We start from the raw sequence: 24726 nt of genomic DNA, 5'->3' as shown, positions 1-24726 counted from the left end.
CTTGCACATTAGGCAACTTCCCCCTTACATTAAATCAACCTTATGCATCGTCGCTGGATATAACAACAATCTATATGCTACCCTATCAGGTTGTGCCCTATTCCCGTCTTGCCCTGGCCTGCTGGGCCGGGTTATATATAACCCTTCAGGCTTGCACATTAGATAACTACCCCTTAAAGGCTGAAAGCTCTATGATATCAACCGGTGGCTATGCCGCCGGATTAACGGCAAAGACATGCGCCCGGAAAGGGCAGCATAGATCATCCATTAAAAACGGGTATCCCAATTTGAGTAAAGATTCATGCTGGTCTGACGATCTCATCCAGGCAGACAACCTCTCCGGAGATTCTATCCGGCACAACGAAGACAGGAACAATCATCATCCGCCGAGCATTGATTTGTTATATGCTTCATAGATGGGCACTACACCGGTTCCCGTCGCAGAATAATCAAAAAAATATTTTTGTGATCCATGCAACATTTTATAGCACCTTGCGCCTTAATACCAGGAATGGGAAAAATATAGTAATTATACCAAACAGGAAATAAGAAACACGCATTGCAAAGATCAACACAATTAGAGGATCAGGAACTGATGAAACTGTGCCGGCAGGGCCATGCCGAGGGCTTCACCGAACTCTATAGGCGTTATAATAAGGCTGTTTTCAATACTATCCTGCGTTTGATTACTGATTTTGCCCAAGCGCAGGACCTGCTGCAGGAAGCTTTTATTGCCCTGTACCAGGAGATTATGAAAGGCAGGGACATTCAGCATTTCGCCCATTTTTCAAGACGTGTGGCAGCCAACAAAGCCATCAGCTTTTTGCGTGCCCGTAAACACGTACTGGTTTTTGAGGATAGTCGCGATAATATAGTGGAGGATGAAGCTGAAGACGAAGATCTTTTTGAAATGAAAGTGGAAGGTGTAAAAAAGCCATTGAAGCGCTGCCCGAGGGGTTCAGAACTATCGTAAACCTTTATGTAATGGAAGGAATCCCCCAACAGGAGATCGCTGAACTGCTGGGCATTTCACACGCCACCGTGCGTACCCAATACCACCGGGCCAAAAAGAAAATATTGACGCTGTTACAAAAAGAGACCGTATAATATGAAGGAAGATATTTTAAAAAATTTGTTGACGAAAACCGGGACGATTTTGACGATCAGTTGCCCGATGTGGATATACTGGGTCAATTACAGGCCAGGCTAGGCATTCAACCAGCCGCTGCTGAGCCAAAGCCGGCAAAATTGGTGAAGTTTCGCTATTGGTGGGCGGCTGCCGCAGTAATTGCGGTGATCACGGGCATTTCGGTTTTGTTGCAACAAGTTCCAGGCCCGAAGCAAACAATTGCAAATAAAACGGATACGCAAATGGTGGCACCTGCTCCGCTTAACAATAAGGAAAATCCAGCGGGCGGTTTATCGCCTGTACACGGAACGATTGCGCAAACAGAACCCAAGCAAATAGTTAAAGCGCCACAGGTGATCAGGATAACAGAATCGAAGCAGGCTCAGTCCGCCACCGCTACTGTAACAACGAAATTGGCTCCTGTAACAGATAACTGGCGTGCAGGTTTACAAAACGAAAGCTCATCGGTGCGACTGGCAGCAGTGTTGGCTTCGGATAAGACCACTACACTATCCGATAATGATCTGAAAACACTTTACTCTACTATGAACCATGATGAAAACAGCAACGTACGCCTGGCGGCCCTGGAGGTACTGAAAAAGAGAGATAAAGCTACCAACCTTATTCTACAGTCTGTTGAAAAACAAGATGATCCCTTGGTACAAATAGAATTACTTGCATCCTTATCACCAGCTCAGGCAATAAAAGTAGAGCAACAATTGCTGGATATTACCCAAAACCCGTTAACTATTGATGCAGTGCGTAATGAGGCTTATGCAGTGCTGCTGAGATCTAATACTAATTTTTAAAACAAAAGATACAATGAAAAAAATAATAGCAACCATTATACTGTCGGTAGTACTCGTTTCTATGGCGGCGCGCAGGATCGTCAATTTAAGTTATCTAAAAAAACAGGCACCCTTAATATTAACACGGCCGGTGTAAAAATCGAAGGCTATGATGGCAGTGAAATTCTCTTTTCTGCACCCCCATTAAAAAATGAGGACAAAGACGAAAGGGCTGCAGGACTCAGGCTGGTTAATGGCTCTGGTTTAACAGATAATACCGGGTTGAATTTAAGTGTTCGCGAAAATGGCACAGCAGTAGACATAGAGGATGTAGGTAAAAGAGAAAAAGAACCGATTGTCATTAAAGTACCCAACACAATGGCTATAAAGGTAACCACAACCAGCATTATGAATGCAGGCTGGTCGGTAGATATCAAAGATTTTAAAGGGGCGGTGGAAGTAAGTACCATGTACAATGCTATTAACTTAAATAATATAGTAGGCCCGGTAAATGCTAAAACCATTTATGGAGAGCTGATCGCCACATTTACCAATACAATAAAAGGCCCGATATCGCTGGTTGCGGTTAATAAATTTGTAGATGTAAGCATACCGCAGAACCTAAAAGCTAATGTTAATTTCTCAGCGAGGAATGGTGGTATTTATGCTGCCGAAGGCCTGGATATACAGAAAGAGCCGCTGAAAGATAAAACCAGCGACGGTACCGATCTTTCAGGCTTAACCGAACACGGCCGGTCTTCGGAAATCAAAGGCAGGCTGAATGGTGGTGGCATCGACCTGATCTTAAAAACAAGCTATGGAAAGATATACCTGCGTAAACTTTAAACGCCGGTTCCTCTACCTTACGTATTTCTAATTCTATTTACTGCTTACTAAAAAATTCATACTATGATGAAAAGGGCATTGCTGTGCCTGTTACTTACAGGTAGCTTACAGTTTTTACTGGCACAAACTATTATTGAAAAAAGGTATAAAGCATCGAAGGACCAGCCGGTACTACTACAATTTAGCTATCCGAAAGTAAAGGTAAGTAGCTGGAACAAGGACGAGATCTATGTAAAAGCCACGGTAAATATCAATAACAACAAACAAAACGATCGTTTTGCCTTGCAGGACGAAATAAATGGCGGCAAGCTAATTATTTCCGATTCTGTTGACCTAAAAAATATAGACCCGCAATATTTTGTAGAGGTGGATGGCGTTAAAAAACAATTTGAAACGAAAGCAGATTTTGAAAGCTACAGAGCCGCTCATAAGGGCGAAAAAATAGCAGCCTATAGCAGCACAAATAATGTGGATGTTCAGATCGAAATAATGTTACCTGAAAAAGATTATATCACGATTCAATCTAAATTTGGTTTAGTAGAAGTGCAAAGCTACCAGGGACCGCTAACAGTTCAAACAGAGTATGGAAAGATAGATGCGCGTCTGAAAGAAACCGAGGTCGGGAAAATCAAGCTTACCAATCACTACGGTAAGATCTATTCCGATTTTGATCTGAAGCCTACTGAAAAAGAAGATAAAACATTTTACACATCGCTTACTGCGCTTCCTGGTAAAGGTCCGGCTTACGAACTAAGCTCAAAATTCGGCAATATTTATTTGCGTAATAGTAAATGATGGGGATCGGCCAACATCCATGCTGATATTTCGGATCATGCATCCAACAACATTAATGAACATAGCAGTATCGAATTCGATTTCGTCATCACCGTATGCGATCACGCTAAAGAACGTTGTACCGTGCTTCCAGGCAAAGCACAGCAATTTCATTACAACTTCCCCGACCCTGCCAAAGCTACAGGAACACCGGCGGAAATAGATGAACGATTCCGTTATACCCGTGATCTGATTAAGAACTATTGCAGGGAATTCGCAGATCAATACCTGTAACACTGAAGATTCGAGACACCACATTTTTGACCCTGCTGAAGATGCGACATTTAAAAGCTGTCGATCCAAACATCCTTTTAATAGCTGATTCCATGTTCGGCTTAGCGCTACAACCAGTTCAGCAAGAGTGGTTACAAGGGTTCCTTTTACCTGGCTGTAGCTTGCAAGCAAACCTATCCATTTTCATCTACCTAAAATGCCAGTAGTATTAGGCCCAAGTATTCCATTCGGTTGAAAATAATTTAGCATATTGTTCAGGGCTGCCCTGCTTAAACGCAAACAAAAAATTACATTTAATTAAAAATGAACGATTTATGCTCTACTTTGTTCAAACTTTACTATCTTTCAAAAAAGACCCCCTGTAGAAACAGGAGGTATAAGCCCTCCCCAGCTTTATAGCTGGGGTTTTCGTATTAGCCCTACTAACACGCTCTTTAATATCTTTATGTGTTTTGATTTAGATTGCTGAGGCGACTTCATCTTTCCATCACCTTTCTACCCTATGTTACTGAATGGCAAAATAACCAGGGTTTATTCTCAAAGAGGTCACCAAAACGTAATATTACGTAGTGACCAACTGATAATGGCTGCTAATATACAAAAAACAGTGCACTCGCCGGCTACCCCATTAAAACCTTCTTAATTTTCTAATACTATTCTAATACCACGACAGACACTGTGAAAAGTAAGCACGTCCGGTTAATTACATGGGCAATCGGAAGCTACGGTTAGCTTATTGTTGGTTACCCATATACTCTAAAGAATAACCTGTAAGCTGATTCTGTTTAAATGAATGAAAAAAACCGGGCAATTCTGCTGGTTGCTAAAATTATATAACAGGCATCTGGCCCTGAGTGGAAGATAGTGCGCTCAATACCCCTTTTTATTTATGACGCCAGCATTCTAAGTTGTACGATGGAAAAAGCAGTTATCCGCGACTTCAGAGATGCTCCTACCGACTTGGTTTTTAATAAGGAGCTCCCGCAATACGGGGATCCGATATTATGGATGCTGCCCTTTCAGGGCCCTTTCAGGGCGTAACTAATTACAAACTAACAGCGTGAGGCGTTGCCTCACGCACAGACATAATAAAAGGCTTTCAGCCTTACCAGCGATGTGTTCCGATTAGATAAAAGAGCTTGTATGGCTGATATAGGTACATTCAACAGATCCTCCCATAATTTGTTCCGATCATTAATGCTACTCTTTCAGGGCGCAACTAATTGCAAACCTATTTGCATGAGGCGCTACCTCAAGCATGTACGTATATAAGGCTTAAGCCTCGCCAACGATGTGTTTCAATTAATTAAAAGAGCTTGTATGGCTGATATATATACATCCAACAGATCCTCCCATAATTTGTTCCGATCATTAATGCTACCCTTTCAGGGCGCAACTAATTGCAAACCTATTTGCATGAGGCGCTACCTCAAGCATATACGTATATAAGGCTTTCAGCCTGATGCCGGCATGTTGCCGGTAGAAAAACCATAGCGCCTGAAGGGCCAGGCTACTTAAAACACGGTGAAAAGTGGCTGCGTTGCAATTGGTTCAGCAAATGCCATTAAAAGGGCCGCATATTATTTAAAGCATTTGATAAACCAGCACCTTAACAACTTGTCGCTTTCCATTTTATTTTCTCATCGGCCACAACTGCCTATTGATACCTGACGATAATTTCGTAAATTCCCTAAAGAAAAAACACTTGTCAGCTTTAGCAAACATCTTTTTCAACCACAATAACCAATGAAAACATGTCACAATCTTTAGCTCAACTGTATGTACATATTATCTTTCATACAAAGTATAACCAGTCGCTTATTTATCCTGATGTCGAGAATGAATTATATGCTTACATAGGTGGCATTATTAAAGCAAACCAGTCTGTTCCTATAACGATAAATGGCATTGAAAATCATATTCACATTCTGGCGGGCATGTCGAAAAATATAGCATTATCGAAATTGGTGGAAGAAATTAAAAGAAACAGCAGCAGGTGGATAAAAACCAAAGGAGAAAAATACCGGGGATTTGCATGGCAGGGAGGTTATGCAGGTTATTCGGTAAGCCAATCGGTTGTAGAGCGGGTAAGGAAATACATAGACCGGCAAAAGGAACACCATAAAAGAGTTTCGTTCCAGGATGAATATCTGCAATTCCTGGCTGAATACCGCGTTGATTTTGATGAAAACTATTTATGGACTTAACTATGCTGCCCTTTCAGGGCGTATGACATGGCCAGATCTCAAAGCAGGAGGCGTTGCCTCCTGCTTAAGTGGGAAGGCTTTCAGCCTTTAGGCCGATACCAAACTCCTCCACAACTTCCTGGGGATGGTGCAAGGTGTGTAAGAAAACCCTGATAATTTGCGCCAAAGACGCCTGGTTCAACACTACATTATGGTAACAGAACAAATCCTGAATAAAAGGCATCTACATCAACAATCCAGGGCAACGTCCTGGGTAGAAACATACCCAAAGGCCTCAAACACTAACAACGCGAAGCGACAAGTGTGGATATAAGGTTAGCCAAAAAGCTCTACACTAACACCCCGGCAGCCTTTGGAGACACTATGGTATGTGCTAGTAAACCCCAATAACTTGCTCCAAAAGAGGCCTTGTTCTATGACAGGCTCCAGCAACAGGACATGCTTGCCTGAAAGGCATCTAATACTACATACCCAGGGCAACGTCCTGGGTATAAGCACACCCTAAGACCTCACACACTAACAACCTGAAGCTATACTGTGGATATAAGGCTAGCCCAAAGGCTCGATACTAACACCCAAACGGCCTCTGGGGGATGGAGTAAAATCCTCCAAAAACCCTTAACAGCCTACGCCAAAAGAAACCTTGTTCTGTGCCAAACTCCAGTGGCAGGATGTGTTCGCCTGAAAGACTTTTATATCAACAACCCAGGGCAACCTCCTGGGTATAAGCACACCCTAAGACCTCACACACTAACAACCCGAAGCGACACGCTGGACATAAGGCCAGCCAAAAGGCTCGATACTAACATCCAAACAGCCTCTGGGAGATGGAGTAAGATCTGCCGCAAACCCTTAAAAGCCTACGCCAAAAGAAACCTTGCTCTGTGCCAAACTCCAGTGGCAGAACATACTTGCCTGAAAGGCATCTATATCAACAACCCGGGACAGCGTCCTGGGTATAAGCACACACTAAGACCTCACACACCAAAAACCCGAAGCGACACGCTGGACATAAGGCCAGCCAAAAGGCTCGCTACTAACATCCAAACAGCCTCTGGGAGATGGAGTAAGATCTGCCGCAAACCCTTAAAAGCCTACGCCAAAAGAAACCTTGCTCTGTGCCAAACTCCAGCGGGCAGAATATGCTTGCCTGAAAGGCATCTATATCAACAACCCAAGGCAACGTCCTGGGTATAAGAAAACACCGAACTTGCTTCTGGGTATACGAACGCCCTGAAGGGGCAGTATATGACCGCAGCCATGCTTGTATGCATTAGGGTGATATACGAAGCTTTAATCCATTTTGAAATCATCTGCCTCTGAGATCCCCCTCTTATTATCCAATTGATCAGCTTTAGGTTTACTGAAGCCACCACTTCCTTTTCCTAAAGTTCACTGGCAAATTAGACAAATACCAGGAAGCACCCCTATTGTTGTTGCCCTGAAAGAAAAGATAGTAGCGCCCTTCCCGGCTTCTAAATATATCCGGATGGCCGGACTCACTTTCGTTCCAGGAGCCAGGTTTTCCATTAGGCAGAAAGGGTTGAACTGATACACGCGTCCAGCGAATGCCATCACCGCTTTTAGCCAGGCCTATCTGCTGGGGTTCATTGTTATAACCGCCCGCGTAAAACATATAAAGTTCTTTACCAACAACCATACAGCTGGCGCCTTCCACACATTGTTTCTCCCAAGGCAATTCTGGTTTGAGTATTGAACTGTCAACCAGCTGCTGTCATTCGCTGCGATTAAATGCAGTGTTTAACGATGCTGTGGCAGCTACTCCCTGTATCTGTACCTTGTATGCAGTATCCCGCGTAGCGAAATACAAAAAATAACGGTTATTAAAGGCTACTACTTCTGCATCAATGGCGCGGCCACAGTTCCAGCTACCGGTAGGGCGAAAAACAGGGTTGGTGGCATTTCGTTCAAAGCTTATACCGTCTTCCGACACGGCATGACAGATGGCATCATTTTTACCATTGCCATAGGTTTGATAAAACAAGTGCACTTTACCATCTTTTACAATAGCGCCAGGTGCACAAAGACCATTCTTTTCGTAAACCGCTCCAGGTTGCAGCACGCCGATCTTTGTCCAGCTTACCAGATCGCTGCTGGCAGCAATGCCGATGCTCCAGTTCTGGTTATTCCTACCGGGCACAGAGTAGTACATCAGGTAACGACCTTTGAACCGGACCACCTTGGGATCTTTGGCTATAGGACGAGCTATCACCCCGAGTCGCTGAAATACATAGCAGGATTTTGCTGCGCATGGGCTTGCAGGCTGGCCCAAAGCAATACAAATACAATCGCTCTCATAAGAGCAAGTTAGGTATTTTTAAGTGAGTGTTCTTTCTTTTAAAAGCACAAGGCAACCGGCACAAAGACAACCGGTATATTGCCGGCTGATCCATGCTCTTTCCGTTTGCGTTAGTGCAACACTACTGCAATGACAAAGCTGTATAGAACCAGCTTTACATTCGAACGGCTGCTTACAGGCGGACAATAAAATTTTTTCATGTTTACACATGTGTCACTTTGTTCAGCTGCAAAAATAAGATGCGGCTGCTTTAAGAGGACTATTGTTAGTAAAACCCATTCCGGCTAAAGTATCTGTTTACCGCTTAGCAATGAGCATGGGGAATATATTAAAAAAACCTTTACGCATTAAAAAGCTTACCTTCACTTTAAGGGCATCGATATCCTATACATAAAAAAGGTTTTATACAACCTGTGTCGGACCCGTTTTATTAGGACGAAATATCTTCCACTCTATTCTTCCCTTACCCGGTTCTCGTACGCCTTATTTAAAGGCACCAGCATCATGCCCGGTTAGTCATCATTCGTGTAAATTAAATAAGTATGCATTTTGAAAAACACGATCTTAATATAGATCTTTATACCTGGAGCAACGCAGACGCGTTATATGAAGGCCTACCCAGCCGCAGGAGCTTCGATAAATCCAATGGAGCACAGGTACTTTTCCTGGTAAATCATTATGCTGCTTTTAACGAGCAGCTTAATCTGCGGCAGTTGCATTTGCTGGAGCAATTGCTCCATTGCGAGCTGCCCCTGGAAGCCAGAAGCGAGATATCCGTATTTAAATGGATGATGCAACAGCTTCTAAATGAAAAAAGCTGTTATAGAATAAACTGCTATATTCCCGGCTTTATTATGCGTTTATCAACATATACGCTACATCTTTAACAATAGCTGTCGCAGGTTTACAAATACGATAGCGCAAAAGATACAATCAATTTATATGCAAAAAATATTTCATCGCGCCTGCTCACGCCCCGAATAAAACTCAACAATAAAGATGTTCCTAACACGCTGGTATACTTTACAGGGAATGCCATTTCGTTACTGGGCGATCGTAGTGGCAGCTTTTCAACCGACCTGGAAAACTGCACCTGGCATGAAGACATAACCAGTGGCACCACGCTATACATCGTTACAGATATCAATATATAGCGGATTCGGCAACTGGCACGCGGAGTTTAATCACAACCTTTTTATTAAGGTTTTCTATATTCATAATTATGATACCGAGCATTGACGTTTTCAAAATAATAAAAGCATTAAGCAAGCATACGCTAAACCCATGTCCCCGGCTGAGTTTTGCAGCGCTTATAAAAAACTGTTCTTTACAGCGTGATGCCTTATTCGTTCTATTAATTGAGCTGGAAAACAGGGGTTTGATAAAAATAAATTACACCGCGGTAACCACCATCAACCTGACTCTATATGGAAGCTCACAGGACTCCGTAACCGGAGGATTATACAGCGAAGACCGCTAACCCGCCAACTACTTCATCAATTGCAACAAACATATTTATGTCAGACAGAAGAGGCTACTCCATTATTACCGCCACGGGTAGTTATATACCCGAAACAAAAATCCCCAACAGCTATTTCCTGCAACACCGGTTTCTTGAAAAAACGGTGATCCGGTAAAAAAACAAATGCCGATACCATTGAAACATTCAAAAAAATAACCGGTATTGAAACGCGTCGGTATGCGGCACCTCATGAGCGGGCTTCCGATTTGGGTGCGGCGGCAGCGGTAGATGTTTTGCAAAGTAGTGGCGCGGATAAAGAAACATTAGATTATATTATTGTGGCGCATAACTTCGGAGACATTTCTATGAACGGCCAACACTCTGAACTGGTTCCTTCTATTGCTTCCCGAATAAAGTACCTGTTGCAAATCAATAACCCCGACTGCATAGCTTACGATCTGCCGTTTGGCTGTCCCGGCTGGCTGCAGGCATTGATACAGGCAGACTACTACATCCGCTCAGGCGATGCCCGCCATTGCATGGTGATAGGCACAGAAACACTCTCGCGGGTTATCGATGCGCACGACAGGGATTCGATGCTTTATGGTGATGGCAGCGGCGCTGTGATTATTTCGGCCGGCTCTCATAACAACAAAGGTTTGCTTGCCCATAAAACAAGAACCTTTGCCAGCAACGAGGCTATGTTCTTAAACATGGGGCCTTCTTTCGATCCGCAGTCTTGTAATGGTTTATTTTTGAAAATGAATGGCCGGAAATTATATGAATTTGCACTTACCCAGGTTCCAGCTGTTATTAAGATGGTATTGGATAAAGCTGGCATGCATATCAGCGATATTCAAAAGGTACTCATTCACCAGGCGAATGAAAAAATGGATGAAGCTATTTTAGATCGGCTGTTTCAATTGTATGGATACAACTCTGCCGATTCTGAACTTATGCCCATGACCATTTCGTGGTTGGGCAATAGCTCTGTTGCAACGATTCCTACCTTGCTCGATCTTATTCGCAAAGGGAAAATGCCTGCCCATCATATTGAAGATGGAATGACGGTTGTTTTCGCATCTGTAGGCGCCGGAATGAACATTAACGCAGCTGTATACAGGTTTTAAGCCTTCAACAATCCAACCAGAACAACGACCCTCTTAATTCCGCTTCCCGATTTTTTGGAGGCATTTGATATAGATCACCAGGTCCTTATGCGCTTTTTCCCGGTAAAGCGTTATATAAGCGCCTTCTACCGCTTTAACTGTATATATATTTTCAGAAGAAAAAGGGGGCAACAACCGTACATGGTCACCTATGATAATGGTACACATTATATAAAGTTAACCCTTTACTGCCATAACTCCCTTTAAAGTTATACAGCCAACTCTGATCGCGATAAAAAGGGAGAAGATAAGAATACCCCCTCCGTTGTTTTACATGAGAAAAAGTTAAGAGCTCATCCTCCCTATATGTTAAGAATACCTGGCACCCATAAAGCAGGTATTTGTACGATAATATTATGATCTAGCAGGGGCGGCCTGCCATCGCCTACTTTAGCCTCCTGCTCCTAATGGGTTTAATAACCGTATTTCTTTAGAAGTTACTTACAGCGCCGCAAATGTAGCTATTACAGTACATAAAACAGGCTAACGTTATCAACATTTATAGCACGGTTAAAGAACTGCGCACAAGATGTCACTCAATGGAGACAATCCTGATGCGCCGGCGCAATATATACAGGTATGTTTAATACTACCCTCCCAGGCAATTGAATAAAACCGGGTGTTTTTCTTAAAAATGAGGCATTACACTTAATTTTGTTAGAGTTTCTAAACCTCTAAATAAATATTATGCTTCTCAAACCACTGCTAACTTCACTGCTTAGCGCTACGATTATGTGTGCAACTGCACAAACCACTTTAGCTCCCGGCGATATTGCTTTCACAGGGCTTAATTCTGTTTCTAATACCATCAACGACTTTGTGAACACACCACAGTCGGAGAGTAACCGCGAGTTTAGCTTTGTATTATTAAAGGCAGTTACCAACAATACGGTGATCTTTTTCACGGATTTTGGATGGCGTTCAGATGCGCAGGCATTTCAAACTGCCTGGCCCTGCTCGGTACAAACTTACCCCTCCGGTTCCGGTGCCGTTTCTGATGGTGTGGTACGCTGGCAGGCCAATGGTAACCTGCCCTATGGCACCCAGGTGGTGATCCGTTGTCAAAATAACCCTAAGGCCAATGTGGGCACTGCCACGGGCTTTCAGCAAACTTATAACAGCGCTATAGATCCGCCACCAGCTCAATATGTAAATCTGGTGAGCGGGGGTGAATCTATTTTTGCTTATACGGGTACTTTGGCTGCCCCTACTTTGCTAGGTGGTATTTGCGCCCGTCCTGCCGGCTGGGCCGCTACGTTAACACAATGCGAGTTCACATCTACGCCCTCAGCACTTCCCCCGACGCTTAATAACGCTTTAAATGGCAACCTGAACTTGGCCTTCGCTGTTTTACCAACCAGTGGCTCCGGGCATTCTATGCGTTTACGCCCAACCGTTAAAATAGGTACGAATGCTGCTGCAGCAAGAGCCACCATTTACACGCCGGCTAACTGGGAATCGAACGGAACTTCTACTCCTTACCCACTCATCTCTGTGGCATCCGTGCTTCCGGTTAGTTTTGGAACGGTTACCGCTCAAATTAAGGACAAGAATCTTTCGGTAAATTGGGAAACCATTTCCGAAACCAATTGTAAACAATATGCTGTTGAAGCTTCTGTTGACGGAAGCAACTGGACCACCATCGGCACAGCGGCATCCAAAGCACCCGGTGGTAATTCAGACACTGCTTTGTCTTATACCTTTAACTTCAACCTGGCAGGAGCCTCCTTTGCTTTTTTCGGTCTGCCTGCATTATTGCTTTTCATTCCGCGCAGAAGAAAATACCTGCTGGCAGCAGCACTACTCCTGGGTACCGTTTTAGTTGCCTGCAATAAAAATAATAACGGAACGGATATAGATACCAACCATAAAGTATTCGTACGTATCGTTCAGCAGGATATGGATGGTAGCACAAGCTATTCAAAAGCTGTGGAAGCCGTTGTAAAGTAATAAAACTGTTACATCAAACTTTACCCTATAAAAAGATCCGCAGTCGCGGGTCTTTTTTAAGAAGGTGGTATCACCATCAACAAAAAAGGCGCACTTGCTAACAACACTTATTAAGGGTGCCTCTCAAGTTGGTGCGCCTACCATGGTAAGTTAAGAAAGACAAAAAAGATGCCGGATCAGCAGCGAGGGTTTTCGCAGGATTAGTCAGGATAAATCATTTTATAAATCCCACAGCTGTTATAACGTATCCGTTGCCTGTGCGGCAAGGGCATGCGCTCCCCGTTCCGTATCACGCATATACGGCCGCTGCTATCATTCTCCTATATGTCACCACACAGGCCGCTATAATGTTAACTCCTTATTTCGCGGCGCATAAAAATATAATAGCCTATTGCGAAGCAAACCACCGTTGACGCCACCAAACCACTTACTTGCGGCCATACGATCATCAGGCTTTCTTTGAATGGTAAGGGAGCAGGAATAGCACCCGCCATTTGTTCCATAGTAACAGGCCCGAGGCTGCGCACCGAAGGCATCAATAAGGTAGTGGTAGCATCGGTATACAGCTGGCCAGGCGATAGGCGGAGCAGTGTTAAAATGAGTTCATTGTAACGGGCAATCTGTTGGGGATCCAGGAAATCCGGATCTGGTAACAGGGCACGCACTACCAGGTTGACCAGTATTTGGTAAAACACCGTAAAAAAAGCCAGAAACCAATAGCCGTCAGGGCTGAGGTAGCCGCCTGCCTTAGCCCCACAGACAGCAGTATCGAAAGGCTTAACCAGAAACCAATATATAAAATACTGATCACAACAAATGCCAGTATTCTCATCAGTTCCTGCGGCTCCATCCTTACACCTGTTATTAAAAGTCCTCCTCCTATCATCAGCAATACCAGCGCAACGACCAGGGTCGTTACGATGATAAGCGTGCTTACAAATTTTGCCAGTAGGAGGTTATCCCTGTAAACAGGCTGGGCCATCAGCCTGATCAATGTTCCGTTATTCTTTTCTGTATTAACGGCATCAAACCCCAGGCTGATGCCGAGCAGAGGCCCGAGAAAGCTAAGAAAAACGTGAAAGGGCGGCATCGAATTTTCGGTAGCTGTCAATAGCTTAAGATATAAAAAATATGATCCGGATCGGAAGTATTACCCATAGCCTGTTTAAGGTTGCCCAATGATACATACATCGACGCCAGGAAGGTGAGCACAATAAGCAGGAATAATACGATAAACCGCCAGCTGCGAATGTGGTCAGCCATTTCCTTGCTTACTATTACCCAAAAAGGACTATGAGCTTTGTGCGGTGCAGTATTACCGGGTTTTGCGCTTTTTAAAGAAAGACTTTTTATTAACATGATCTGACTTTTCATTTGCTGTGTCTTCTGTTGAATTATTATCAAAATATTTCTGGTAGATGTCTTCCAGCCCGTACTCCTTTCGCTGCACCCCTATAACTTCAAAGCCTTTATCTACAAACAGTTTTACAAGGGGGCTGTTATATCACTGCTGCATGAAAAATAGACGGTATTGCCGACCATTTCCGTTTTTTTAATCACATCCCATTCACCCGTGTATTCATCCAATGGCAGCGGCTCCAACGGAGCAGTACCTAATGTAATAGCAGTGGTATAACCTTCCCTTTTAAACAGGTTGCCCGAGAGCGAATGAATACTTCCCTCAGCCAGAAGCTTACCCTTTACAAAAATGCCCACCCGGTCGCACACCTGCTGTACCTGATGTAAATGATGAGAGGAAAGCAATACCGTAAGCCCATGCTTTACACTCAGTTCTTTGATCAGGTTCAGAAAGTCTTTAACACCCGCCGGATCAATGCCCAGTGTAGGTTCATCCAGTATAATTACTTCCGGCTTTTTTATAAGCACATCTGCCAGGCCCAAACGTTGCTTCATGCCCCGCGAGTAGGTCGATGTTTTTTATGCCTGTAAGCCGTGAGGCCTACCACCTGCATCATTTCTTCGGCGCGGCTTTTTACTTCCTGGTCGGGCAAGCCATTTAGCCGCCCCAGGTATACCAGGTTTTCAAAGGCTGTCATATTATCAAAAAGCCCACGCTATCCGGCATATACCCCAGTTTTCTTTTTACTTCAATGGGGTTTAAGGTAGCATTGATACCAGACACCCAGGCACTGCCTGCCGAAGGTTCGCTAAGGCCCAGCATCATCAATATAGTAGTTGTTTTACCGGCTCCATTAGGGCCCAGGAGGCCAAATATCTCTCCTTTCGTAATGTCAAGGTTTAGTTCGTCAACTGCCTTAAGGGTACCATAGCACTTGGTCAGTCCCTTTAGCTGTATAATAGGTTCCATCTGTAAATGTTAGGTGATTAATACCGCCGACAGCGGCAACAACTTTGCGCGGGTACCCGGCCGCAGTGCGCTGCCTCTACTCCTATCGCCCTGCTATCTTCTGCCGTACTTACGTACCAGGTAATATACAAGGGCTATAGCAGCCATAATAACTAATATGCCTATCCAGCCCGAAAGCAGGGAAGTGGTTACTACCAACCGGAAGTTGGCCTGGGCTGAACTGGTCGTGTTCTTAACGCTGAAGGTACCGGCATAATCTCCGGCAATCGTTTTATCGGGCACTTTAACCGTAACGGTTATGGTTGCAGTTTTGCCGGGTTCGAGTTGCTGTATCCTGGCAGGTTCAAAAGCAGACTCCCATTGAGGAGGCAGTTGCGCAGACAGTTCCAGTTCATTTAGCGGTAAGCTACCTGAATTTTTACAACCAGCTGCATTTCACTTCGGCTACCGGAAGTGATCTCCTCGCTCAATCGCCCGGTGGGCGTAGTAAGTTCAAGAGCGTAGGATCCTTTTACCACCGCTTCCAGGTTGAGCAGCAGGGTATCTGCCTCCGAAACAGCTTTTACAGGCAAACGGTACTTATCAGGTTTTGCAGCAACCGTAGCATTTACTTCAATTGAAATCTCCTGCGACTTGCCGCTGTCCAGGTTTAAAGACCGAACCTGGCTACCCTCCACGCGGTAGGCAATCTGCCATCCGGCTGGCAGATCTGTTTTTAATTCATAAACACGGGAAACTGAAGATCCGTTATGTAGGGTAGCTGTATAACGGAAGGTTTCGTTAGCAGGTGCTTCTATATTCATTAACCGGGCAGTAAAACTATTCTTACCATCTGCTCCCGGCGAGGCCTGCTGGGCCCATAATGAATAACAACAAAAACAAATAACAACAACAAGAGACAGGCGCAATGCGCTCTTACGAGTAAATAAAGATTCTGTTAACATAATCTAATAACTAAAATTTATAATTGTAGTTTGTAAAAAATGTATTTTGAATAATTGGTTACCGGTAATTTTTAAAATGGCACGCTAATTTAAAAATTGAAAATTAATTTCAAAAAAAAAATAGATTTTTTTTACATCGCCATAGTATTTCCACCGCAGATGTTTGTATACCTTTTCAAGAACAGCACAGGGGTTTGAATTCCTGTTACAATACCTAAGATACTGGGAGGAAACAACCCTGTACAGGCAGTCCGGCCCCTAGTTTTATTATATCGGAACGGCTTCAAAAAGCTACGGATCCTCTATATTTTTTTGAGGGACAATTTTTTAAAATATTAACCGGATGCCTGTTGGCTTTGCAAGCGAAATTTTGACAGAAAAAATGTCAGCAAAACTGAAAAAAATGCGGTTGTATAACCGATGGTACAGCCTTTGTATATGAGTTGTACAAAACGGCATGCTGTAATATTCTTTCAATTATTGTTTAACTAAATTAAAAGGAGGTTTATTATGTCACTTATCAAAAGAAATGGAGGTTTCCCATCATTCCCCACGCTGTTCGACGACTTATTGAGCCGCGAACTTTTTAACTGGAATAACAATAATTTTTCATCCACCAGCACCACCATGCCTTCGGTAAACATCAGAGAAACCGATAACAGTTTCGAAGTGGAAATGGCAGCTCCAGGCATGGAGAAAAAGATTTTCACATTTCGCTCGAAGGCAATACCCTTACTATTGCATCTCAGAGACAAAGCAAACAAGAGAAGGAAACAGAAGGTTATAGCCGCAAAGAGTTCAGCTATCAGTCTTTTCAAAGAAGCTTTGAATTGCCTCAGGATGTGGTAGATGAAGAAAAAATTGCCGCCCGGTACGAGAATGGCCTGCTTCATTTAACCATACCTAAAAAGAGGCAGCCAGGAAGAAAGCGCCAAGGCTTATTGAAATTGGTTAAAATCACTAAAGGCCCGTTTCTTACGGGCCTTTTATTTTTCGTTTAAAGCAAGCAAGATGAGAGAAGTGTTTAATATTACCTTAGATATGAAAGTGGCTGAAGGCTATATTGAATACGGACGCTTTTTTGTAAACACAGATATATCGGCTGCGCAGAACAGCTTTGAGCTGCTGCCCGGGCTTCCGTATACAAACAACACCTTACTCCTTCGCCTTAGCCTGGTACGATCTGGCAGCTTGGGGGATGAGGTGCTGGCTACCAAATACTGCACACTTAACGAGCTGGGCCATGCCTGCCGCCTTATTACGCGGGAGTTATTCAAATATTACAATCTCGACCAATAAATACCCGGTAGTGTATTTGTGAATGCCGTATTATTTTCTTTATGCCTGGTATGCCTGGTCGTACCAGCCTTAGCCAAGGCGCCGGGCAAAATATCAGGTATAAACGGCTCAGCTCTGTGCGTAAACGCTGGTGCAGGCAGTGGCTACTATACCTCACCAGGCATGTACAAGGTAAAAATCTGGGCGTTAGCAGAGGTTGTACAGCCAATGCGCCAGTCATTATCTATTCAGCCCATACGGGAAATCCTCAGCTCTGGTAAAACGTTAATAAAGGTGCTCTTTAATTAAGTTTAAAGCCTTTTGAGCCTGGTTATAAATGCCCCTTAATACATCGATGGTCTTCAAAGCGGCATTGCTTTTGCAACCGGTTCCCGGCAACAGCATCTGTTTTAAAACAAAAAATGCCCCATGAAGATCGCAACCTTCAATATCAATGGTATTAACGGCAGGCTGCCTGTATTGTTGAAATGGCTGAAGATGGCAGCCCCGGATGTGGTGTGCCTGCAGGAGCTGAAAGCGCCGCAGGAGAAGTTCCCGGAAGCAGCCCTCACAAAAGCGGGTTATAACGCGGTATGGCTGGGACAAAAATCATGGAACGGCGTAGCTATACTCTCCAGGAAACCTATACAGGTGCTGCGGCGCGCGCTGCCTGGTGACCGTACTGATACCCATAGCCGCTACCTGGAGGTAATTACTTACGAAAAAATAATTGCCTGCATTTACCTGCCCAACGGCAACCCCTGGCCCGGCCCTAAATTTGATTATAAGCTGGCCTGGTTTAAACGCCTCGTCCGCCATGCAAAAAACTCTATGCTACCGAACTGCCCGTTATACTGGCAGGCGACTATAATGTAATGCCCACCGAGCTGGATGTATATAAGCCGGAAAAATACCAGGACAACGCGCTTTTTAGAAAAGAGATCCGCGCAGTCTATCAAAGCCTGTTAAAGCAGGGCTGGACGGATGCCCTGCGTACGCTTTACCCCAACGAAGCCATCTATACTTTCTGGGACTACCTGCGCCATGCCTGGGAGCGCAATGCCGGCCTGCGCCTCGATCATTTTTTATTAAGCCCCCTGGTAGCGGCCAACCTTCAAGCTGGCGGTGTGGACAAGAAAGTAAGGGGTTGGGAAAAGGCCAGCGATCATGCCCCGGCCCGGATCGAGATTGCGGATTAAAAGTAAAAACAGAATTTTAACGATTGCGGGTAAAAACACTAACAATGGCTTTATAAAGAGCCCAGGACCACTCATATATTTGCTCTTTTTACACCCACTTTGTGCAACCTGTGCAGCGTCTATTTTGGGTTTACCAGGAAAGTAAAAGGTTGTCCTCGAATCGATCGGATCTTTTACCACTCTCCAGTAGGGCGGGCTCCCATTTGCCTGATGACAGCATGATCACTCTTTTCAATTCCTCCGCCATACCATATCCCGGGTCTTTGATCACCATTACCGTATCTATACAGCCCGTGGTATCTACCAGGAATCTCACAAAAACTTCATGCCGTCCGGCGGGAGCGCCTTTTTCATCGCCACATTTCCCCTTACATGGGTCACTAAAAACTGCTTCCATGCATCAATACCTCCTGTAAAAATTGCGTCTTTCACTACTTTGCGAAAAATCGTAGGCGGCAGGGTATCACGGGTACAGGCAGTGGCCTTCAGCGGCTGGCTTACAACACCTGCCATCAATACTATCAACAGCATTTTATATCTGTTCTTTTTCATATTCCTGATAATTTCTTTTAAAACTTATATCCATCGCTATTTATAGCCATATACCTACCCATAGCCCGAACTTATTGCTAATAAAGCGTAGCCATCAGCAAACAATTGACGGCGGCCATTTGCTTTTTGCAGTTTAGGGAAACCTCCTCTAACCTGATAAAATATCCCCGAGATTAAGCGCCTGGTAGCTGGCCAGCCTGCTCTTGAATCCACCGAAGTGAGGATGAGTTGGCTGCAGATAAATACTTTTCATATTGAGCGGCTAAGCAATGGCTTTCATCATAAGCAATGGTTATAAATCCCCACGAATATAGCACCAGCCACCTAAAATAAGCAAGAAGCCGTGGTCATTATTTTGCTTATTTGTACCAAATCTACAGGAGGCAATTCTCAACGCAACAGATCCTTATCTTTATAGCTACAAGGTTTAAAGTGCTATCAACACAAAATGCATTTATAAAAACAGGCCTGCTTTTGAAAGATTCCCAAACAACTGCTATGAAAAAATAGTTTTACTGCTTCTTGTCCTGGCACCAACCACCACCCTGTTCTCTCAAAAATTGTAAGGAACTATAGTTTCGAGTATTTCGACGCCATGGGTAAGCCCATCGGATGGGCCCCTCAAAACTCTGACGGCAAGTATTCATTTGGCATGGATACCCTGGCGGCCCGAACCGGCAAAGTGGCCGTATCCATAGCTAGAAAACCTAATACAGGTGCCGAAAAAACAACAGGATTATGCAACACCCTTATTGCGCACAAGGCTTTGGCAGGTAAAAGAAGATCACCATTACGGCCTATATCAAAACAGAAAATATCACCGAAGGCGGCGCCAGCATCTGGATGCAATTGAATGGAAACGGCAGAATAGTGGCTGATAAAAACTCTGATGCACAGGCTGTAACGGGCACCAGGGACTGGATCAAACATACGATAGAGCTGCCCTTAAGTGAAGAAGTATTGTCTATAGGATTTGGTTGTAAAATGACCGGGAACGCCAAAGCCTGGTTCGACGATTTTGAAGTACGCATCGATGGTGTGGTGCTCGAATAATTGCCCGGGAATATAGTGCCAGCACCTGCTTATTGCTGCCTGGCTGATGCGTTTCAACAGCCATCCATAATAAAAACTGATCTTACAAAATGGCCATTCATTGCTGGCTGCGCCTGCGTGTATCGGGATGGCTGCCACTCACCTAAACTATCGATACCGCCTGGCCAGCGCATGGATCAAAAAGAAGCAGGATTCCATCTATTACTTATCTTTGCCTTTATATCAAAAATAACTGAACCATCCCAAAATGGCTGCTATTGATTCATTCAAAAAATACCAAAACAACCGCAATGAAAAAAGTATTACTACCGTGTTTATTTGCCTGCTTAGCTTTTCTTTTTGTTTTTCGCAGGATACTATTATTGTTATATCAGGCGAGCCTATTTCAGCCAAAGTATTGGAAGTTGCCCCGCCACCATTAGTTACAAAAAATGGAATAACCTCAATGGCCCGGTTTTTACGATAGACAAAAACAGGGTGTCTCTAATCCGGTACGAAAACGGAACCCAGGATGCCTTTACACCGGCAACAGCTGATATATCGGTGGTTGAACCGTTAAGCAGCCAGGACCTGTTTATCCTGGGTAAAACAGATGCATCGAAACATTACCGCAAATACAAGGGAGCAGGTGCCGGTACTTTAATTACCGGACTGGCATCGCCTGTACTGGGGCTTATACCGGCCGTTATCACTTCTTCTACTGCTCCCAAACACAGCAATCTTAACTACCCCAACGAAGAGCTGATGCAAAAGGCAGACTATTACGAGGGCTATACCAAAAAGGCTAAAAAAATTAAACAGGGCAAGGTATGGATGAACTGGGGCATTGCCTTTGGCGTAAACCTTGTGGCGGCCATTGTAATCGCCACCGGCCAGTAGGCTTCCGGGTTAAAGGGTTCGCAATAAATAACAACTGGTGCTCAGGTTCTTTTAACCTACGCAATCGCCGGTAGCTACTTTCCCCAGGCATTGGGAAATTTATTATTTTCTCGAGATGGATGCTGTTTTTCACCAGCCATTAACGACTAAATACATTCTTAAAAATAACGGATCTACACTGCTACACTACAGCCTGCTAATTACAATAGCTGCGGTCTACATATACTTTATTGCCACCAGCCGTATAATAATAACAGCCGCCGCGGGGGCCAGTATGGTATACCCTGCCGGAAGCGGGCTTACGGCTGCCGGTGTTTTTCTTTGCACTGCTGGGTTTTGCTACCTGAACCTTCTGATGCTGATCCGTAAGTATAAGAAATGGAACTCGCCTTTCCCTGGGAGGGTGCGGCATTGGCATAGTCCCAGGTATTATCGCTGTACAAATTAACGGTAGTGCCGTTCTTTGTTTTCACTACGTGCAGCAGGGTCTTTTGCGCACAGGAAACTTGTGTGATCAGGCAAAAAATAAAGATGGTAAAAAGTCTGTTCATAATGCAGTGGTATTAACGGTTTCTGTTGCGGTACTATTTTGCTGGTAATTTTGGATGGTCATCAAAAGCTCCTTCCGGTATTTATAAATATCATCTAACGACTCCAATAGTTTTCGCTCTCCATTATCTTTTCCATTATGAAATAGCTCAAGATATTTTTTGGAAAAATTAAAATGCAGCCGGGCCAATGGCTTGCGGTTATTATCATCCAGCAATATACCGAAATACGATTGGGTGTCCCTGAAAGCTATGCGGGTAGCAGGTACGAGCTCTCTCAAAATAGCTTTTACAATCTGAGAGCCCTCTATCTCCTCTTCAGTGGTAATGGCCTTTGTTGCCTCTACATTTTCATCAATAGGCACAATCGCTTCTTCTTCCTGTAGGGAAGGGATCTTATCATTCATACTGAGCGCATTTTTCAGCCGGTAGCTGATGGACTCATTGATAGAGTTGGAAATGGCTCTCCGGGAATATTCTTTAAAAGTGCTAAGACGTGAGGCCGTTAATGGCTTCTCAAAAAACGGTTGACCAAAAGTTTTACCAGCTCATCCGAGGGCTCTTGCAATTCCTTTTCAAATTCGCTGCGAATGGCTTTAATGTATTTCAATGCTTCGGCAGAATCAAGAATGCTCTCAAGACTATAACCCTGTTTGGTAAAGTTCTCCAGAATCTTTAGGTTCGAATCTTTAAGGTTGGCAATATCCAGTGTAAAAAGGGCTTATCGTCCATAATATTAGGACGCTCCAAATCTGTGTAAAAATTATATACATGTCCATTGGTTAAAACACAAAACGCGATTTGGATACATGAAAATACCGGTGCAGCTGTGAGTTATGTGCATCCGCCTTTTCTCTCCAGTGCTTGCATTCGATAATTAATATAGGCTCGCCGTCTTTCTTGATCACATAGTCAATCTTCTCTCCCTTCTTGGTACCAATATCGCAGATAAATTCGGGGATCACTTCAGTAGGGTTAAAAATATCGTACCCTATGATCTGTATAAAAGGCATTACAAAAGCATTCTTGGTAGCCTCTTCTGTATTGATCTGGTCTTTGAGCGCATCCACCCGTTGATGCAGTTGTTCCAGTTTCAGCTTTAGATCATTCTCCATTTGCATAGTTTTAATAATTGAGGTAAAGGCCGCTCGCATTCAAGCAGGCAACATACAGCAGCTAAACTAAAGCAGCTAGTTTTCTTTTATTTACGGGAAACCGTAATGACTACTTTATAAAACAGAAGATGGCCCTATCGACCAGAGATGTTTACTTTGACGGGACGACGCCACTCCCAGGGCGCTACAGCACCCCGTTCCTTCCAGAGCCCTATCCCTGCTTTGCGAGCTTTCTCTTCAAGCGCCGCATATACTTTATCGTCGGAGTATTTTTTAAAATGCCACGCCAGCCCGTTTTTTACCAGCTCCTTATTCAGGTTGCGACCATCGGCTAAAATAACTTCAGCAATCAGTCGCCGGTTACGATCATATTTATATTGATGCACCAACGACACCTGCTTGCCAAAAGATTGTTGCGAGACAAACTCTTTTGCTTTATTCCCGAAAGGTTGTTTCTTCTCGGGGCAGTCGATATGCGCCAGCCTTACCACCTGCTCTTGGCCATTCATTAATACGACAAACGTGTCACCATCTTTTATGCCTATTACTTTGTAGGTAGATGGCTTGGGTACAGTTTCATTACTAGGAAATGAACGACAGTCGGCATTTAGGCAACCATCGGAACCAGAGTACAGGGAGGAAATAAAGAAGACTATATGAAAGTAGACAAACCAGGACATAGATATAAGGGTATCAATCTACAAACATAGATCAAAAGCTGTAGCTCAATCAATAAACTACATTACAATTTCCATAAAAAAGCATCCAAAAGCCACAGCAGATAATAATAAAAAAACAAGCACTATTGTTAGGACTTTGTAAATATTAAATTCGTTAGCCCCAGAGCGTTTATACTTTTTATTCTCTCTACTATCAAAGCTCTCGAATTCACTTATAAAGGAGGGCCTGGCTTTAACCGTAGCAGAATTTTCAGTCATAGAAACAGCTAGCAATGCTTGCGGCACTTGTTGCTTACCAATAGCATCAATAAAATCTCTTTTATATTCATTCAACGATCTTCTTTCCATATCTGGCTTTTCGTTGGCTTTTAAACGACTGATCGATTCACTGAGTTTTTTAAGATAACCATGATAAGTTTGCTGCATATTAGTTGCGAGCTTCTTACCATCTTCTATTTTTTTGCTGTTTTCATAGTGCTGCTTCTCGCTTTGGGTAATCCAGGTTTGATACCACTCTGTCGTAGTGGCCTGGTCTCGTTCTATTTTTTGCTTTTCTATATCCAGCTCGGTGATGAAAGCTGCTACCTTCTGTCGCTTTTCCTCCATTAACTTCGCTAACTCTTTATCAAGATCTCGCTTTTCGCCTACATCCTGAATCAATGTAAAAAGCCCCTATCATTTACAAACTTTGCAACTTCAGCATTACTTGTAAAATAAATGGTACTATATAGACTTAGCAGTCCGAGTGTTTTTTTGAAATACCCGCTAAGGCTATCCCGGTTGATCTCACAAAAAACAACCAGGTATTTATCATTTGTGGTCATAAAATCCAGACCGTCTATCTCCTTTAAGTTAAAATCTATTTTTGTAAAGTCTTTGGGATTTCTCACCTGAAACTGATCAGAGTGAGCTACCTTAATGATATCCTGTTGCACATTTCTTTTTCCAGGTAATCATGAAATTCGGTTAAGCAATTAACCGTAATGGCCTCCTCGGCTACCTTATTCGAAAAAAGCAAACTGGATCCTATAAAAGTCCCTCCTCTTTCGGAACCCTGTTCTTTCGCAAAGCTATAAACACTATACGCAACCAAATCATTACCATTTACCGACTCTTTCCTAATGGAATAAAGCCTGCTATTGGGAAATAGGCGGATAGCATCTGTTTTCAAATCGAAGGTTTTAATGTTTTTCGCCAAACTTCGGTCAGC

Annotated in this window: 37 protein-coding genes and 2 pseudogenes; 18 read left to right on the top strand and 21 right to left on the bottom strand. The window is 43.7% G+C overall.

The window, feature by feature from the left end; all coding sequences use genetic code 11:
- Positions 1-74 precede the first annotated feature (74 nt).
- The 8 genes from MKP07_RS21490 (at position 75) to tnpA (ending at position 6038) form a co-directional block, all read left to right on the top strand.
- A complete protein-coding gene (locus tag MKP07_RS21490) occupies positions 75-416 on the top strand; it encodes a hypothetical protein (protein WP_240849012.1) in 342 nt (113 codons plus the stop codon).
- 143 nt (positions 417-559) lie between these two features.
- Complete coding sequence (locus tag MKP07_RS21485) at positions 560-973, top strand: RNA polymerase sigma factor (RefSeq protein ID WP_240849011.1); 414 nt, start codon at positions 560-562, stop codon at positions 971-973.
- A complete protein-coding gene (locus MKP07_RS21480; RefSeq protein ID WP_317236069.1) occupies positions 937-1107 on the top strand; it encodes an RNA polymerase sigma factor in 171 nt (56 codons plus the stop codon). The genes MKP07_RS21485 and MKP07_RS21480 overlap by 37 nt, the downstream gene beginning before the upstream one ends.
- 69 nt (positions 1108-1176) lie before the next feature.
- On the top strand, positions 1177-1938 hold the full coding sequence (locus MKP07_RS21475; protein ID WP_240849009.1) for a hypothetical protein: 762 nt from the start codon (positions 1177-1179) through the stop codon (positions 1936-1938).
- Positions 1939-2199: 261 nt separating this feature from the next.
- On the top strand, positions 2200-2763 hold the full coding sequence (locus MKP07_RS21470) for a DUF4097 family beta strand repeat-containing protein (RefSeq protein ID WP_240849008.1): 564 nt from the start codon (positions 2200-2202) through the stop codon (positions 2761-2763).
- Positions 2764-2826: 63 nt separating this feature from the next.
- Positions 2827-3558, top strand: a complete 732-nt coding sequence (locus MKP07_RS21465; protein WP_240849007.1) for a hypothetical protein — start codon at positions 2827-2829, stop codon at positions 3556-3558.
- Between the two features lie 15 nt (positions 3559-3573).
- Positions 3574-3831 (top strand): arsenate reductase/protein-tyrosine-phosphatase family protein, encoded by a 258-nt coding sequence (locus MKP07_RS21460; protein WP_317236068.1) that lies wholly within the window; start codon positions 3574-3576, stop codon positions 3829-3831.
- A 1754-nt stretch (positions 3832-5585) separates the two neighbouring features.
- Positions 5586-6038 carry an IS200/IS605 family transposase gene (gene tnpA, locus MKP07_RS21455; protein ID WP_240849006.1) on the top strand — a complete coding sequence of 151 codons (453 nt, stop codon included), beginning with the start codon at positions 5586-5588 and terminating at the stop codon, positions 6036-6038.
- A gap of 1360 nt (positions 6039-7398) precedes the next feature.
- Here the strand turns inward: tnpA and MKP07_RS21450 are convergent.
- From MKP07_RS21450 to MKP07_RS21440, 3 genes are all read right to left on the bottom strand, one after another.
- Positions 7399-7737 (bottom strand): glycoside hydrolase family protein, encoded by a 339-nt coding sequence (locus tag MKP07_RS21450; protein WP_240849005.1) that lies wholly within the window; start codon positions 7735-7737, stop codon positions 7399-7401.
- A 36-nt stretch (positions 7738-7773) separates the two neighbouring features.
- Positions 7774-8238: a hypothetical protein gene (locus MKP07_RS21445; RefSeq protein WP_240849004.1), complete on the bottom strand. Its 465-nt coding sequence runs from the start codon at positions 8236-8238 to the stop codon at positions 7774-7776.
- A gap of 138 nt (positions 8239-8376) precedes the next feature.
- Positions 8377-8568, bottom strand: a complete 192-nt coding sequence (locus MKP07_RS21440; protein WP_240849003.1) for a cysteine-rich CWC family protein — start codon at positions 8566-8568, stop codon at positions 8377-8379.
- 332 nt (positions 8569-8900) lie between these two features.
- Between MKP07_RS21440 and MKP07_RS21435 the strand changes: the two genes are divergently transcribed.
- From MKP07_RS21435 to MKP07_RS21420, 4 genes are all read left to right on the top strand, one after another.
- Positions 8901-9245 carry a hypothetical protein gene (locus MKP07_RS21435; protein ID WP_240849002.1) on the top strand — a complete coding sequence of 115 codons (345 nt, stop codon included), beginning with the start codon at positions 8901-8903 and terminating at the stop codon, positions 9243-9245.
- Between the two features lie 335 nt (positions 9246-9580).
- On the top strand, positions 9581-9838 hold the full coding sequence (locus MKP07_RS21430; RefSeq protein ID WP_240849001.1) for a hypothetical protein: 258 nt from the start codon (positions 9581-9583) through the stop codon (positions 9836-9838).
- Between the two features lie 248 nt (positions 9839-10086).
- A complete protein-coding gene (locus tag MKP07_RS21425; protein WP_240849000.1) occupies positions 10087-10950 on the top strand; it encodes a 3-oxoacyl-ACP synthase III family protein in 864 nt (287 codons plus the stop codon).
- 726 nt (positions 10951-11676) lie between these two features.
- A complete protein-coding gene (locus MKP07_RS21420) occupies positions 11677-12939 on the top strand; it encodes a hypothetical protein (RefSeq protein ID WP_240848999.1) in 1263 nt (420 codons plus the stop codon).
- Between the two features lie 350 nt (positions 12940-13289).
- Here the strand turns inward: MKP07_RS21420 and MKP07_RS21415 are convergent, their stop codons facing one another.
- The 9 genes and pseudogenes from MKP07_RS21415 to MKP07_RS21375 form a co-directional block, all read right to left on the bottom strand.
- Positions 13290-13604, bottom strand: coding sequence for a hypothetical protein (locus MKP07_RS21415; protein WP_240848998.1), 315 nt, complete (start codon positions 13602-13604; stop codon positions 13290-13292).
- A complete protein-coding gene (locus MKP07_RS21410; RefSeq protein WP_240848997.1) occupies positions 13604-14029 on the bottom strand; it encodes an ABC transporter permease in 426 nt (141 codons plus the stop codon). Before MKP07_RS21410 ends, MKP07_RS21415 begins: the two co-directional genes overlap by 1 nt.
- Before the next feature lie 17 nt (positions 14030-14046).
- Positions 14047-14313, bottom strand: coding sequence for a hypothetical protein (locus MKP07_RS21405; protein WP_240848996.1), 267 nt, complete (start codon positions 14311-14313; stop codon positions 14047-14049).
- Between the two features lie 111 nt (positions 14314-14424).
- Complete coding sequence (locus MKP07_RS21400; RefSeq protein ID WP_240848995.1) at positions 14425-14853, bottom strand: ATP-binding cassette domain-containing protein; 429 nt, start codon at positions 14851-14853, stop codon at positions 14425-14427.
- Positions 14850-14996, bottom strand: coding sequence for a hypothetical protein (locus MKP07_RS21395; protein ID WP_240848994.1), 147 nt, complete (start codon positions 14994-14996; stop codon positions 14850-14852). Before MKP07_RS21395 ends, MKP07_RS21400 begins: the two co-directional genes overlap by 4 nt.
- The gene (locus MKP07_RS21390; RefSeq protein ID WP_240848993.1) at positions 14993-15268 is read right to left on the bottom strand and encodes an ATP-binding cassette domain-containing protein; all 276 of its coding nucleotides are present in this window, start codon (positions 15266-15268) and stop codon (positions 14993-14995) included. The genes MKP07_RS21395 and MKP07_RS21390 overlap by 4 nt, the downstream gene beginning before the upstream one ends.
- Positions 15269-15361: 93 nt before the next feature.
- Positions 15362-15550 carry a hypothetical protein gene (locus MKP07_RS21385; protein ID WP_240848992.1) on the bottom strand — a complete coding sequence of 63 codons (189 nt, stop codon included), beginning with the start codon at positions 15548-15550 and terminating at the stop codon, positions 15362-15364.
- 9 nt (positions 15551-15559) lie between these two features.
- Positions 15560-15640 (bottom strand): annotated as a pseudogene (locus MKP07_RS41340) (hypothetical protein); the annotation flags it as partial.
- Positions 15641-15663: 23 nt separating this feature from the next.
- Complete coding sequence (locus MKP07_RS21375) at positions 15664-16212, bottom strand: COG1470 family protein (RefSeq protein WP_240848991.1); 549 nt, start codon at positions 16210-16212, stop codon at positions 15664-15666.
- Between the two features lie 510 nt (positions 16213-16722).
- On the opposite strand from MKP07_RS21375, the gene MKP07_RS21370 reads away from it, so the two are divergent.
- The 4 genes and pseudogenes from MKP07_RS21370 (at position 16723) to xth (ending at position 18689) form a co-directional block, all read left to right on the top strand.
- On the top strand, positions 16723-17061 hold the full coding sequence (locus MKP07_RS21370; protein ID WP_240848990.1) for an Hsp20/alpha crystallin family protein: 339 nt from the start codon (positions 16723-16725) through the stop codon (positions 17059-17061).
- Complete coding sequence (locus MKP07_RS21365; protein WP_240850981.1) at positions 16950-17213, top strand: Hsp20/alpha crystallin family protein; 264 nt, start codon at positions 16950-16952, stop codon at positions 17211-17213. Before MKP07_RS21370 ends, MKP07_RS21365 begins: the two co-directional genes overlap by 112 nt.
- Before the next feature lie 10 nt (positions 17214-17223).
- A complete protein-coding gene (locus tag MKP07_RS21360) occupies positions 17224-17511 on the top strand; it encodes a hypothetical protein (RefSeq protein WP_240848989.1) in 288 nt (95 codons plus the stop codon).
- A 408-nt stretch (positions 17512-17919) separates the two neighbouring features.
- Positions 17920-18689, top strand: a pseudogene (xth, locus tag MKP07_RS21355) (exodeoxyribonuclease III).
- Between the two features lie 130 nt (positions 18690-18819).
- Here xth and MKP07_RS21350 read toward each other — a convergent pair.
- Complete coding sequence (locus MKP07_RS21350; protein ID WP_240848988.1) at positions 18820-19005, bottom strand: hypothetical protein; 186 nt, start codon at positions 19003-19005, stop codon at positions 18820-18822.
- Entirely contained in the window at positions 19002-19241 is a 240-nt protein-coding gene (locus MKP07_RS21345) for a hypothetical protein (protein ID WP_240848987.1), read from the bottom strand. Before MKP07_RS21345 ends, MKP07_RS21350 begins: the two co-directional genes overlap by 4 nt.
- Positions 19242-20111: 870 nt before the next feature.
- Here MKP07_RS21345 and MKP07_RS21340 point away from each other — a divergent pair.
- Entirely contained in the window at positions 20112-20294 is a 183-nt protein-coding gene (locus MKP07_RS21340; protein WP_240848986.1) for a hypothetical protein, read from the top strand.
- A gap of 339 nt (positions 20295-20633) precedes the next feature.
- A complete protein-coding gene (locus tag MKP07_RS21335) occupies positions 20634-21173 on the top strand; it encodes a hypothetical protein (protein ID WP_240848985.1) in 540 nt (179 codons plus the stop codon).
- A gap of 299 nt (positions 21174-21472) precedes the next feature.
- On the opposite strand, the gene MKP07_RS21330 is transcribed toward MKP07_RS21335, so the two are convergent.
- From MKP07_RS21330 to MKP07_RS21300, 7 genes are all read right to left on the bottom strand, one after another.
- Complete coding sequence (locus tag MKP07_RS21330) at positions 21473-21724, bottom strand: hypothetical protein (protein WP_240848984.1); 252 nt, start codon at positions 21722-21724, stop codon at positions 21473-21475.
- Positions 21721-22128: a hypothetical protein gene (locus MKP07_RS21325; protein WP_240848983.1), complete on the bottom strand. Its 408-nt coding sequence runs from the start codon at positions 22126-22128 to the stop codon at positions 21721-21723. Before MKP07_RS21325 ends, MKP07_RS21330 begins: the two co-directional genes overlap by 4 nt.
- Positions 22129-22503: 375 nt before the next feature.
- The gene (locus MKP07_RS21320; RefSeq protein ID WP_240848982.1) at positions 22504-22836 is read right to left on the bottom strand and encodes a type I restriction enzyme HsdR N-terminal domain-containing protein; all 333 of its coding nucleotides are present in this window, start codon (positions 22834-22836) and stop codon (positions 22504-22506) included.
- Positions 22837-22970: 134 nt separating this feature from the next.
- A complete protein-coding gene (locus tag MKP07_RS21315; protein ID WP_240848981.1) occupies positions 22971-23345 on the bottom strand; it encodes a thermonuclease family protein in 375 nt (124 codons plus the stop codon).
- 228 nt (positions 23346-23573) lie between these two features.
- Complete coding sequence (locus tag MKP07_RS21310) at positions 23574-24122, bottom strand: hypothetical protein (RefSeq protein WP_240848980.1); 549 nt, start codon at positions 24120-24122, stop codon at positions 23574-23576.
- A gap of 50 nt (positions 24123-24172) precedes the next feature.
- Positions 24173-24451 carry a hypothetical protein gene (locus MKP07_RS21305; RefSeq protein ID WP_240848979.1) on the bottom strand — a complete coding sequence of 93 codons (279 nt, stop codon included), beginning with the start codon at positions 24449-24451 and terminating at the stop codon, positions 24173-24175.
- On the bottom strand, positions 24427-24687 hold the full coding sequence (locus MKP07_RS21300) for a hypothetical protein (protein ID WP_240848978.1): 261 nt from the start codon (positions 24685-24687) through the stop codon (positions 24427-24429). The genes MKP07_RS21305 and MKP07_RS21300 overlap by 25 nt, the downstream gene beginning before the upstream one ends.
- Positions 24688-24726 lie beyond the last annotated feature (39 nt).

Source organism: Paraniabella hibiscisoli (genome assembly GCF_022512515.1).
In the GTDB taxonomy this organism is placed as follows: Bacteria; Bacteroidota; Bacteroidia; order Chitinophagales; family Chitinophagaceae; genus Niabella; species Niabella hibiscisoli.
The sequence above is the reverse complement of the archived record's forward strand: the minus strand, read 5'-3'. Positions and strand labels throughout refer to the sequence as shown.